The organism is Streptomyces sp. NPDC002835 (assembly GCF_053591995.1).
The window spans coordinates 11567-24429 of record NZ_JBSFUW010000018.1; the positions used below are offsets into that span (position 1 = coordinate 11567).

Genomic DNA, 12863 nt, shown 5'->3' on the forward strand with positions numbered 1-12863 from the left:
CAGGAAGCGAGCACGCACATGACGACGCCCACCACCGCCGTGCCCGTCAACGACGGCCCGGCCCTCGGGGAGACCGCCCCCGGGGCCACGGGCCCGAAGCCGGCGGACGCCCGCCCCGCGGGAGCCGGGACCACGGGAGCCAAGGCCGCCGAAGCCGAAGCGGGTTCCGGCACGATGGACGCCGGTACGTACGAGGTGCTGCGCGACCGCCTCGCCGCCCAGGCGGCCGAGCTCGCCCGGCGTGCCGACGACCTCAACACCCGCCGCGTCGCCACCTTCGGCTCGACGGAGCTGCGGCTCGCCGGCACGGAGCACCTGCGCACCGAGAACAACAGCGTGCCGCGCGACGTCGTCGCCGTCGGCGACAGCCTGCTTTTCGGCTACAACGTCGTCGTCGGGGTCCGTCCGCAAACCTCGGTCGGCGACGTCCTGGCCCTGCACGACCGCGACCTGAACCGGCTTCCCGACGACGCGGTGCCCGGCCTCCTCGACGACCCGGCGTTCCTGCGGGAGTTCGAGGCTCTGTACCGCTACTACCAGGGCGCCCGTCTGCTCCAGCTCCGCCGCACGGGCGGCCGGCTGCTGGCCGTCTTCCGCACCGGTGACAAGCCCACCGACATCCGGGTGCTGCGCTGGGCGGTGACGCCCGACGGGAGCCCCGAGTTCCTGGACGCGCGGGGCGAGCGCGACCATGTCTTCCCCGCGTCGCACGAGTTCGAGTGGACGCCCTCGACCCGCGACGACCACGTCCTCGGCCGGCATCCGCATGTGTCCGTCGGCGGCGAGGTGTTCGTCGCGACCGTCGGCGGCGCACTGACGGTGAAGACCGAGAACGACACGGAGACCGGCGAGGGGATCCACTCGGAGCCGGTCGACGAGCCGCTCCAGTCGCTGGCGGACGCCGAGATCGAACACGCCCGCGTCGGACCGCTGGTCCTGCTGCGCATCCGCCCGTACAAGGAGGAGGCGTACCGGTACCTGGTCCACAACACGGTCACCGAGACGGTCGTACGGCTCGACGGCATCGGCCAGGCCTGCCGCCTGCTGCCGGAGGACCAGGGCATCGTCTTCCCCGGCGGCTACTACCTCGCCGCGACGGGGACCGCCCGCACCTTCGACGTCGACGCCGGGCTGCTCGGTTCGCTGGAGTACGAGCGGACCGTACGGTCGCCGAACGGCGAGGACGTGATGTTCGCCTTCCACGCGCGCGCGGAGGGCCGCAGCCTCCTGCTGCCGTACAACGTGATCCGCAAGACGGTCGCCACCCCCTTGAACTGCCAGGGTTACGCCGTGTTCGAGGACGGCGCGCTGCTGGTCCTGCGCGCCGAGGGCGGGGAGCCGGCCAGGGTCCACCCGGTGCAGCGCTGGCAGTCGCCGTTCGTGTCCGACACGTACGCCGCCGCCCGCCCCGCCGGGCAGGGCCCGCTGGCCGTCGTCGGCAACGCCGATCTGGTGCGCGGCATCTCCGACTGCCTGTCGCTCGCCCGCGCCGTCACCGAGACTCAGTCCGGTCCCACGACCGGTGTGTACGAGGCGCTGGTCGCGTCCTGCACCCGTACCTCAGACGCGTACCACTGGCTGGCCGACCCCGAGTTCGGCGACCTCGCCACGCCGCTGGCCGGTGTGCGGGCGACCGCGGAGCAGGTGATCGGCGAGTTCGAGACCGTACGGGAGCTGACGGCGCAGGCCGCCCGCGCGCTGGAGGAGACCGCGGGGCGGATCGCCGCCCAGGTGCGCCGGCTGCGCGGCGAGACGCCGCGGGGCGCGAGCGGCTGGGTCGACGGGCTCACCGGACTGCGCCGCGCACAGGGCGAGTTGATCACCCTCAAGGAGCTCCGGTACGCGGACACGGACCGTATCGACGCCCTCGCCGCGGACACCGACGCCGACATCGCCTCCTTCGCCCAGCGCGCCGTGGCGTTCCTGGCGCGTGAGGACGCGTTCGCGGACTACCACGCGGACATCGCGGAGCTGACGGAGAAGGCCGGCGCGATCGCGACCGTCGCCGAGGCCGCGCCGGTGGGCGGGCAGCTCGACGGGCAGGCGGAAGGGCTGCGCACGGTGACCGAGGTGGTCGCCGGGCTCGACATCGGCGACGCGGTGGTCCGTACCTCGATCCTGGAGCGGATCGCCGAGGTCCTCGGCGGCGTCAACCGCGCCCGCGCGACACTCGACGCCCGCCGCAGGGAGCTCCTCGCCCACGAGGGCGAGGCGGAGTTCGCCGCGGAGCTGGCCCTGCTCGGGCAGGCCGTGACGGGTGCGCTCGCCGCCGCCTCGGACCCGAAGGCGTGCGACGAGCAGCTCGCGGCGCTGCTGCTGCGGCTGGAGAACCTGGAGTCCCGGTTCGCCGAGTCGGACGAGTTCCTCGCCGAGCTGGGCGCGAAGCGCACCGAGGTGTACGACGCGTTCGCGTCCCGCCGCCAGACCCTCCAGGACGCCCGCGCCCGGCGCGCCGAGCGGCTGGCGGGGTCGGCCGTGCGCGTGCTGGAGACGGTCTCCCGGCGGGTCTCCACGCTGGCCGACACGGGCGAGATCAACACCTACTTCGCCTCCGACCCGATGGTCGCCAAGGTCCGCCGCACCGCCGACGAGCTGCGTGAACTGGGCGACGAGGTCAGGGCGGAGGAGCTGGAGGGCCGGCTGAAGGCGGCTCGCCAGGAGGCGGCACGGGCGCTGCGCGACCGGACCGACCTGTACGCGGACGGCGGTTCGTCGATCCGGTTCGGCCGGCACCGGTTCGCGGTGAACAGCCAGCCGTTCGAGCTGACGCTGGTGCCGCAGGGCGACGGGCTCGCGTTCGCGCTGACCGGCACGGACTACCGCTCCCCGGTCACCGACGCGACGGCGCCCGGCTTCACGGACACCCGGCCGTACTGGGAGCAGTCGCTCCCGTCGGAGAACGCGTCGGTGTACCGCGCCGAGCATCTGGCGGCCAGGCTCCTCGACGAGCACGGCGCGGAGGCCCTGGCGGGCGCCGATCTCGCCGACGTCGTCCGCAGGGCGGCGGAGGCGGCGTACGACGAGGGCTACGAGCGGGGTGTCCACGACCACGACGCGACGCTGATCCTCGGCGCGCTGCTGCGGCTGCACGAGGGGGCCGGGCTGCTGCGCTACCCGCCGCAGGCGCGGGCCGCGGCCCAGCTGTTCTGGGCGCACGGCACGGACGAGGCCCGGCGCACGGCGTGGACGCGGCGTGCGGTGTCGCTGGCGCGTGCGCGCGAGACGTTCGGCCTGGCGCCGGCGATCGACGCGTTCCGGGCGGAGATGGCCCGGGAGTTGGGGGACGCGCTCGCGGCCGAGTACCTCTTCGAGGAGCTGACCTGCGGCCCCGAGGGCTTTGTGACGGGCGCTTCGGCTCGCACGCTGCTGGACAAGTTCCGCCGTACGGTCGGGACTTCGGTGTACGAGGACGACCTGGCCGCGCTCGGCGACGACCTGCCGACCCGGCAGCAGGTGGTCGAGAACTGGCTGTGCGCCTACACCGAGGCGACCGGCGCGGACGACACGGACCTGGCGGAGGCCGCGGCGATCGAGCTGTGCCCGGACCTCGTACGGTACGAGTGCGCCGCGCCGCTCAGCGAGTCGGTCGAGGGGCTGCTCGGCAGCCACCCGCGCGTCGAGCGCCGGACGATGAACGTCCGCATCGACGAGCTGCTGGCCCGGACCCGGCGCTTCCGCGACGACGTGGCCCCCGGCTTCCGGTCGTACCAGCAGCGCCGCACCGCCCTGGCCGCGACCGAGCGCGAGCGGCTGCGGCTCGACGAGCACCGGCCCCGCGTGATGCCGGCGTTCGTCCGCAACCGGCTCATCGACGAGGTGTACCTGCCGCTCATCGGCGACAACCTGGCCAAGCAGCTCGGCACCGTCGGCGAGTCCCGCCGCACCGACAGCAACGGCCTGCTCCTGCTGGTGTCCCCGCCCGGCTACGGCAAGACGACGCTCATGGAGTACGTCGCCGACCGGCTCGGCCTGCTCCTGGTCAAGGTCAGCGGCCCCGCGATGGGGCACGCGGTGACCTCGCTCGACCCGGAGGAGGCGCCGAACGCGACTGCCCGGCAGGAGGTCGACAAGATCAACTTCGCGCTGGAGGCGGGCAGCAACGTCCTGCTGTACCTGGACGACATCCAGCACACCTCGCCCGAGCTGCTGCAGAAGTTCATCTCGCTGTGCGACGCGCAGCGCCGCATGGAGGGCGTGTGGCGCGGCGGGACGCGCACGTACGACCTGCGGGGCAAGCGCTTCGCGGTGTGCATGGCGGGCAACCCGTACACGGAGTCGGGGCAGCGGTTCCGCATCCCCGACATGCTCGCGAACCGTGCCGACGTGTGGAACCTGGGCGACGTGCTGACCGGCAAGGACGACGTGTTCGCGATGAGTTTCGTCGAGAACGCGCTCACCTCCCACCCGCTGCTCGCGCCGCTCTCCGGCCGGGACCGGGCGGACCTGGACCTGCTGGTCGGGCTCGCCGCCGGCGACCCGACCGCGCGGGCCGACCGGCTGCGGCACGCCTACGCGCCGGCGGAGCTGGAGCAGGTGCTGGCGGTCCTGCGGCATCTGCTGACCGCCCGGCGCACGGTTCTCGCGGTGAACGCCGCGTACATCGCCTCGGCCGCGAGCAGCGACGAGACCCGCTCGGAGCCGCCGTTCCGGCTCCAGGGCTCGTACCGCAACATGAACAAGATCGTGGAGCGGATCAGCCCGGTCATGAACGACGACGAGCTGGCGTCCGTGATCGAGGACCACTACTCCGGCGAGGCCCAGACGCTGACGACCGGCGCGGAGGCGGCCCTGCTCAAGCTGGCCGAGCTGCGCGGCACGCTGACGGCGGAGCAGGCGGCCCGCTGGGAGGAGATCAAGTCGCGGTACGTCCGCGCCCGCGCCCTCGGCGGCTCGGACGGGGACCCGCTGACGCGGGCGGTCGCGGCGCTCGGGCTGCTCGCCGACCGGGTGGCGGCGGTCGAGTCCGCGATCACGCGGGCGGCCAACCCCCGCCATCTGATGGCGCGGCCGACCGGCCGGCACGCGGCGCCGGCGCTCGCGGCGGCGGACTTCGCGGGCGAAGGGGCGGGGGACGGGGCGATGACGGCCGGCTCGGTGGCGGACGAGGGGGCGGCGGACCGCGGGGTGTGATCCACCGCCGGGAACGGGGGCCGGCAGCAGTGGCGGGAAGGGGGGCCGAGGCCGGGAACAGGAGCCGGGGCCGCAGCCTGTGGACAAGTCGTCCACAGGCTGCGGGGGATGTGGGCGCCATCCGCTTTCATTGAGGGCATGAGCGACGCACACACCATGGCCGAGATGCCCGACTGGGAGAAGCGCTTCAGGGCGCCGCGCGTCTCCCTGCCCGACTGGGCGGAGGACGCGCCGGACCGTTCCCTCCTCGTGTCGAACGCGACGGGGACGTACGAGCTGTACGCCTGGGACCGGGCGACGGGCCACCAGCGCCAGGTCACCGACCGGCCGAACGGCACGTCGGACGGGATACTCACCCCTGACGGCGAGGCCGTCTGGTGGTTCTCCGACACCGACGGCGACGAGTTCGGCGTCTGGATGCGCCAGCCGTTCCACGGCGGTGACGACGTGCCCGCCGCCCCCGGCCTGGAGCCCTCGTATCCGGCGGGTCTCGCCATCAGCAGGGACGGGACCACCGCGGTCGTCGGCCGCTCCACCGACGAGGACGGCACGACGATCCATGTCGTACGGACCGGCCAGGCGCCCCGGGAGATCTACCGGCACCGGGAGTCGGCCGGGGTGGGCGACCTCTCGCACGACGGGTCGCTGCTCGCGATCGAGCACACGGAGCACGGGGACGCCATGCACTCCTCCCTGCGGGTGACCCGGCTCGACGGCACGACCGTGGCCGAGCTGGACGACACGGCAGGCGGCACGGTGGAGCTCGGCCTGGACGTCCTCGGTTTCGCCCCGGTCGACGGCGACACCCGGCTCCTCGTGGGGCATCAGCGGCGCGGCCGCTGGGAGCCGATGATCTGGGACGTCGCCTCGGGCGAGGAGACCGACCTCGGTGTCGAGCTGCCGGGCGACGTGAACGCCGAGTGGTATCCGGACGGCTCCGCGCTGCTGATCGCGCACGGCTTCGAGGCACGCGGCGAGCTGTGGCGCTACGACCTGGCGACTCGTGCGCTGACGCAGATCGACACGCCGGACGGTTCGGTCTCCGGCGCGACGGCCCGCCCGGACGGCAGCGTCGAGTATCTGTGGTCGTCCGCGGCGCAGCCGCCGCGGGTCCGGTCGACCAGGGGCGGCGTGGTCCTCGACCCTCCCGGTCTGAAGGCACCCGCCTCCGTGCCGGTCGAGGACGTGTGGGTGGAGGGACCGGGCGGCCGCATCCACGCCCTGGTCCAGAGGCCCGCGGGCGCCTCCGGTCCGCTGCCGACGGTTTTCGAGATCCACGGCGGTCCCGCCTGGCACGACAGTGACGCCTTCGCGGCGGGCCCCGCCGCGTGGATCGACCACGGGTACGCGGTCGTGCGGGTCAACTACCGCGGCTCGACGGGCTACGGCCGCGAGTGGACGGACGCGCTGAAGCACCGGATCGGTCTGATCGAACTGGAGGACGTCGCGGCGGTCCGCGCATGGGCAGTCTCCTCCGGCCTCGCCGACCCGGCGAAACTGGTCCTGGCGGGCGGCTCATGGGGCGGCTATCTGACCCTGCTTGGCCTCGGCACCCAGCCGCGGGACTGGGCCGTGGGCCTCGCCGCGGTGCCGGTCGCCGACTTCGTCGCGTCGTACGAGGACGAGATGGAGAACCTGAAGGCACTGGACCGCACGCTGTTCGGCGGCAGTCCGGAGGAGGTACCGGAGCGGTACGAGGTGTCGTCGCCCCTGACGTATGTCGACGCGGTCCGGGCCCCGGTCTACATCTCGGCCGGCGTCAACGACCCGCGCTGCCCGATACGGCAGATCGACAACTACGTGGACAGGCTCGCGGCACGCGGCGCGGTCCACGAGGTGTACCGGTACGACGCGGGACACGGCTCCCTCGTGGTGGAGGAGCGCATCAAGCAGGTGCGCCTCGAGATCGACTTCGCCGACCGGTATCTGAAGGGAGCCGCGATGGAGCCGTGAACCGTCCGGGCCGCCGCCCCGGTCGTCGCCTCCGTCGCAGCCCCGGCACACGGAACCGCTGACGCGTTCCGTACCGTGGAGGGGTGTACCGATTCCTGCTGACGCCCCGCTGGTGGGGGATCAACGTCTTCGTCCTGCTGGCGATCCCCTTCTGTATCTTCATGGGCTCGTGGCAGCTGGGCAGGTTCGAGGACCGCGTCGACTCCCACCGTGAGGCGGAGCAGCGGCCGGACGAGAAGCAGCAGAAGGCGGCACCGCTCGAGGAGCTGCTGCCCGTCGACAAGGAGACGTCCGGCCGGCTGGCGACGGCCTCCGGCCGGTACGGCGAGCAGTTCGTGGTCCCGCAGCGTGAACTCGACGGCAGGAGCGGCTCGTACGTGCTGACGCTGCTGCGGACGGACAGCGGGCGGGTGCTGCCCGTGGTCCGTGGCTGGATGCCCGAGGGCGGCCGGGCGCCGGCCGCCCCGGCCGGCGAGGTCACGGTCACGGGGGCACTGCAGGCCTCCGAATCCACGAGTACGGACGGGGTGCACGCGGCGGGCGGTCTGCCGAGCGGGCAGCTGGGCATGATCAGCGCGGCGTCGCTGGTGAACCTGGTCCCGGACGACGTGTACGACGCGTGGGTCACGCTGTCGAAGGCGGACGGCGGTCTGACGGCCGTGCCGGCGGCGGCCCCGGAGAACAGCGGCCTGGACCTGAAGGCGTTCCAGAACCTCGGCTACACGGGCGAGTGGTTCGTCTTCGCCGGCTTCGTGCTCTTCATGTGGTTCCGCCTGGCCCGCCGGGAGGCGGAAGCGGCCCGGGACAAGGCCCTGGGCCTCGACCCGGAGACCGTCTGACCCGACCGGGCGGCACGTGGGCCCCGGGCGGCGCGTAGGCCCGGCCGGTTCGTCTCCTTCGTCTCCCGCAGCCGCGTCAGCCTGGCGCAACCGGGCCCGCGTAGGCCCGGCCGGTTCGTCCCACCCGGCCTCGTCGAACCGACCAGACCGGCCCGGCCGGCGCAGCCCCGCCGCACCCGGCCCCGCGTCGGCCCGGGGGTTCGCGACCCGAACCCGCGACGATCAGGCATCAGCCCCCGGCCGGCCCGGCCGGCGTCACTGGCCTGCCAGCACGCCTGTGTAGTAGATCGTTCCGGCGCAGGCGTCGGCGACGGTCGTCTGGCCGGCGACCTTGCCGTTCAGCGCCGAGTACGTGACCGTCACGCTGCCGTCCTTCGTGCCGTCCTCGACCAGTAGCTGGGGCTCCGCGGCGTTCCCCTCGGACGTACCGGTGCCGTCCTGGCCGCCGGCAGTACCGCCGGCGCCTCCGCCGGTGGGTCCGGTGCCGCCCGAGGTGTCGCCACCGGACGGGGAGGGAGCGGGGGAGGTGCCCTCGGTCGGGCAGGTGTCGGACGGCACCCACGCGAACCTGACCTCGTACGACTTGGCCGCCATGGCGACCGCCACGTCCGTCTCCGTCGGCGCCGGGTCGGGCAGGCCGCTCGCCGCGTCACCCGCGGTGTGGCGCGCCACACCGATCCGGGCCGGGTCGGCGCCGCCCACCGCCTGGAAGCCGACGGTGGAGCTGCCGACGAAACAGTCGGCGTCGGAGAGGTTGGTGACGCGGAAGGTTCCGTACGCCGTGCCCTCGGCGTCCGGGGCGGCCAGCTCCGTCGAGACCGCCAGTTGCCCGGGCTCGCAGGCCTGGGCCGGTGTCTCGGGGGTCTGCACCGCGCCGGACGCGCCGTCCGAGCCGCCGGGCGGCACCTCCGCCGACAGCTCCGGTCCGGTCGTCCGGCCGGGCACGACCGCGTCCCCGGCGCCCTGAGTGGGCGACTTGACGCCGTTGTCGCCACCGGTGACGCCCGGGTCGTTGCCCGTGCCGCCCTGCGCCTGCTGGTCGTGTCCGGCGTTGACAGGGTTGGCGCTGTCGGCGCCTCCCGAGTTCGCCACGTGGATGAAGGCGGGGACGGCGGTGCCGATCAGCAGGGCCGCGGCGGCCATGCCGACCAGGGCCTGCCGCTTGCGGGCCCGCCGCGCCGGAACCGCCCGGCGCAGATGGTCGAGTGCGTCGGCGGAGGGCTGGATGTCCTGGACGGCACCCTGCAGCAGGCGCCGCAGTGCGTCCTCGTCCCCTCCGATGTCGCTGACCGGAAGATCCTTCGGCCCGTCGGCCGGCCCGTTGCTCACAGTGTCGTTCCCAGTCCGGTGGTCGGACGGCCCGTCCGGCCCGTAATGCTCAGCATGCCTGTACTTCTTGAAAAGCCCGAAAACTCCACGCGGCTCTCCAGGTCCGAGAGGCCCGAAACGCTCGGAGTCGTCGTCACGGCCGCTCATTTCGTGGCCTCCATGGCGACACGGAGCGCCGCGATCCCCCGCGAGCCGTACGCCTTGACCGAGCCGAGGGAGACCCCCAGGGTCTCGGCCACCTGAGCTTCCGTCATGTCGGCGAAGTATCGCAGCACCAGCACCTCGCGCTGGCGCCGCTGCAGCCCCTTCATCGCCTTGATGAGCGCGTCCCGCTCCAGCTGGTCGTACGCGCCTTCCTCGGCGCTCGCCATGTCCGGCATCGGCTTGGAAAGCAGCTTGAGGCCGAGGATGCGCCTGCGCAGCGCGGACCGGGAGAGGTTGACCACGGTCTGCCGCAGATAGGCGAGGGTCTTCTCCGGGTCCCGCACACGGCTCCGCGCCGAGTGGACCCGGATGAACGCCTCCTGGACCACGTCCTCGCACGACGCCGTGTCGTCGAGGAGCAGGGCGGCGAGGCCCAGCAGCGATCGGTAGTGGGCGCGGTAGGTCTCGGTCAGAAGGTCGACGGTGGTACCCGTGGCCATGGTGTCGTCAGCACCCGGCCGCTGGGACGGCACGCGCGTGGTCCGCGAGGCAGGCACGGGCGCGATCACCGGCATGCCGCCGGCCGGACGTGGCCTGCGGCGCGGGCGCACCAAAGCGCCACGTACCGGGGCCACCCTTGCGATGTCGAGAACCTCTGCCACGCCTGTTGGACACGCCGCCCCCCGCCAGGGTTGTACGCGCATGCCCCCGCTTTTGGCGGCGAACCGAAAACCCGCATGCGCACCGTTCTTCCCCAATGCCCCACTTTTTGGGGCACCGTGCCGAGGTGCCCGCAAAGACGCTCCCGCCCAACTACCGGTTGCAGCAAGGGGGAATCGCCTACTCGAACATGCCGACGCCCCAGCTCAAGCGGCACAGACCACGTTTCCCTCGCAGGGCGTTCACAGATCCTACAAAGAACGGGGCCCGGACCACGTCGTATTAACTGCTGGGACCACGAGATTACGAGACGGCACTGACATCCCCGACGCCACCCGCCCGCGAGTCGCCGTACGGGCCGGGCCCAACCCGGGTACAACCCGGCACGAAGAGGGCGGTCTCACCTGTATTCGGCGGCCACGGACTCGGCGATCTGGGCGGAGTTGAGAGCCGCGCCCTTGCGGAGGTTGTCGCCGCAGACGAACAGCTCGAGACCGCAGGGGTCGTCCGGGGAGCGCCGTACGCGCCCCACCCAGGTCGGGTCGGTCCCCACCACGTCCGCGGGGGTGGGGAAGTCGCCCGCATCCGGGTTGTCGTAGAGCACGACGCCGGGCGAGGTCGCGAGGACCTCGTGGGCCCGCTCGACGGTGATCTCCTTCTCGAAGCGCGCGTGCACCGACAGCGAGTGGGTCGTCAGCACGGGCACCCGCACACAGGTGGCGGTCACCTTCAGCGACGGCAGGCCGAGGATCTTGCGGGTCTCCGCCCGCAGCCCCAGCTCCTCGGACGACCAGCCGTCGTCGGCGACCGTCCCCGCCCAGGGCACCACATTGAGCGCCAGCGGCGCCGGGAACGGCCCCAGGTCGTCGCCCACCGCACGCCGTACGTCACCGGGCCCCACGCCCAGATCCGTACCGGCGACCATCGAGAGCTGCGCCCGCAGCGAGGCCACGGCCTCACGGCCCGCGCCGCTCACGGCCTGGTAGGACGAGACGACCAGTTCCTGCAGGCCGAACTCGCCGTGCAGCGCGCCGACGGCCGGGAGCATGGCGAGCGTCGTGTCGTGCGGGCTCGCGATGATGCCGCGCGGGCGCACCCGTACGGCATGGGGATTGACCTCGGGGACGACCAGCGGAACCTCGGCGTCCATCCGGAACGCCGGAGACGCGTCCACGACGACGGCGCCCTTGGCGACCGCCACGGGCGCCCACCGCTCGGACACCTCGCCGGGCGCCAGGAAGATCGCGACGTCGATGCCGTCGAAGAAGTTCTCGCCGATCTCCAGGACCTCGCACTCCTCCCCGCGCACGGCCAGCTTGCGGCCGGCCGAGCGCGGGGAGGCGGCGAGTCGGATCTCGCCCCAGACGTCCGCGTGCTGGGACAGGATCTGGAGCATCACCGCACCGACGGCTCCGGTCGCTCCCACGACCGCGAGCGCCGGTTTGGGCGTCATCGCGCCACGCCTCCGTGCCGGCGCGTCATCGGCCGGTGCCTCCGTAGACGACGGCCTCGTCCGAGTCGGAGTCGAGCCCGAAGGCGCTGTGCACGGCGCGCACGGCCTCGTTGACGTCGTCCTGACGGGTGACCACCGAGATGCGGATCTCGGAGGTCGAGATCAGCTCGATGTTCACGCCCGCGTCGGACAGCGCCTCGAAGAACGAGGCGGTGACGCCCGGGTTGGTCTTCATACCCGCGCCGACCAGGGAGATCTTGCCGATCTGGTCGTCGTAGCGCAGCGAGTCGAAGCCGATGGCGGACTTCTGCTTCTCCAGGGCCGCCATCGCCTTGGCGCCGTCCGTCTTGGGCAGCGTGAAGGAGATGTCGGTCAGGGCGGTGGTGGCCGCCGAGACGTTCTGCACGACCATGTCGATGTTGATCTCGGCATCGGCGATCGCGCGGAAGATGGCTGCCGCCTCACCGGGCTTGTCGGGGACGCCGACAACCGTGACCTTGGCCTCGGAGACGTCGTGGGCGACTCCGGAGATGATGGCGTGCTCCACCTTCTGATCCCCTCGCGGTTCGTTGCTGACCCAGGTGCCGCGCAGTCCCGAGAAGGACGAGCGGACGTGGATCGGAATGTTGTATCGGCGTGCGTACTCCACACAGCGGTGGAGCAGCACCTTGGAGCCGGAGGCGGCGAGCTCCAGCATGTCCTCGGAGGAGATCCAGTCGATCTTCCGGGCCTTCTTCACGACCCGCGGGTCGGCGGTGAAGACACCGTCGACGTCGGTGTAGATCTCACAGACCTCGGCGTCCAGCGCGGCGGCCAGCGCCACCGCGGTGGTGTCCGACCCGCCACGCCCGAGCGTGGTGATGTCCTTCTTGTCCTGTGACACACCCTGGAACCCGGCGACGATGGCGATGTTGCCCTCGTCCAGCGCCGTGCGGATCCGGCCCGGCGTCACATCGATGATGCGCGCTTTGTTGTGGACCGAGTCGGTGATCACGCCTGCCTGGCTGCCGGTGAACGACTGTGCCTCGTGGCCCAGGTTTTTGATCGCCATGGCCAGCAGGGCCATGGAGATCCGCTCTCCCGCGGTCAGCAGCATGTCGAACTCACGCCCGGCAGGGATCGGGGATACCTGCTCGGCGAGATCGATCAGCTCGTCCGTCGTGTCGCCCATCGCCGATACCACGACGACCACCTGGTGGCCGTTCTTCTTGGCATCGACGATTCGCTTGGCGACCCGCTTGATGCCTTCGGCATCGGCTACGGAGGAGCCTCCGTACTTCTGCACGACAAGGCCCACGTGCGCTCCTCGCTCGGTCTTCTGCAGTCACTACTGCGGTCGGCTCATTTTATCGAGC

At 72.4% G+C, this 12863-nt stretch carries 7 protein-coding genes; 3 read left to right on the forward strand and 4 right to left on the reverse strand.

The features are described from left to right. Positions 1–18 precede the first annotated feature (18 nt). From ACWD01_RS20370 to ACWD01_RS20380, 3 genes are all read left to right on the forward strand, one after another. A complete protein-coding gene (locus tag ACWD01_RS20370) occupies positions 19–5130 on the forward strand; it encodes a DNA repair ATPase (RefSeq protein WP_451163732.1) in 5112 nt (1703 codons plus the stop codon). A gap of 138 nt (positions 5131–5268) precedes the next feature. Further along, positions 5269–7083, forward strand: coding sequence for a prolyl oligopeptidase family serine peptidase (locus tag ACWD01_RS20375; protein WP_451163734.1), 1815 nt, complete (start codon positions 5269–5271; stop codon positions 7081–7083). 83 nt (positions 7084–7166) lie between these two features. Beyond that, complete coding sequence (locus tag ACWD01_RS20380; protein WP_451163736.1) at positions 7167–7922, forward strand: SURF1 family protein; 756 nt, start codon at positions 7167–7169, stop codon at positions 7920–7922. Between the two features lie 255 nt (positions 7923–8177). Here ACWD01_RS20380 and ACWD01_RS20385 read toward each other — a convergent pair whose 3' ends face one another. From ACWD01_RS20385 to ACWD01_RS20400, 4 genes are all read right to left on the reverse strand, one after another. Further along, a complete protein-coding gene (locus tag ACWD01_RS20385) occupies positions 8178–9251 on the reverse strand; it encodes a hypothetical protein (RefSeq protein WP_451163738.1) in 1074 nt (357 codons plus the stop codon). A 143-nt stretch (positions 9252–9394) separates the two neighbouring features. Further along, positions 9395–10057 (reverse strand): SigE family RNA polymerase sigma factor, encoded by a 663-nt coding sequence (locus tag ACWD01_RS20390; RefSeq protein WP_451163740.1) that lies wholly within the window; start codon positions 10055–10057, stop codon positions 9395–9397. A gap of 398 nt (positions 10058–10455) precedes the next feature. Next, positions 10456–11508, reverse strand: a complete 1053-nt coding sequence (locus ACWD01_RS20395; RefSeq protein ID WP_451163742.1) for an aspartate-semialdehyde dehydrogenase — start codon at positions 11506–11508, stop codon at positions 10456–10458. Between the two features lie 25 nt (positions 11509–11533). Continuing rightward, positions 11534–12805 carry an aspartate kinase gene (locus ACWD01_RS20400; RefSeq protein ID WP_356894463.1) on the reverse strand — a complete coding sequence of 424 codons (1272 nt, stop codon included), beginning with the start codon at positions 12803–12805 and terminating at the stop codon, positions 11534–11536. Positions 12806–12863: the final 58 nt, after the last annotated feature.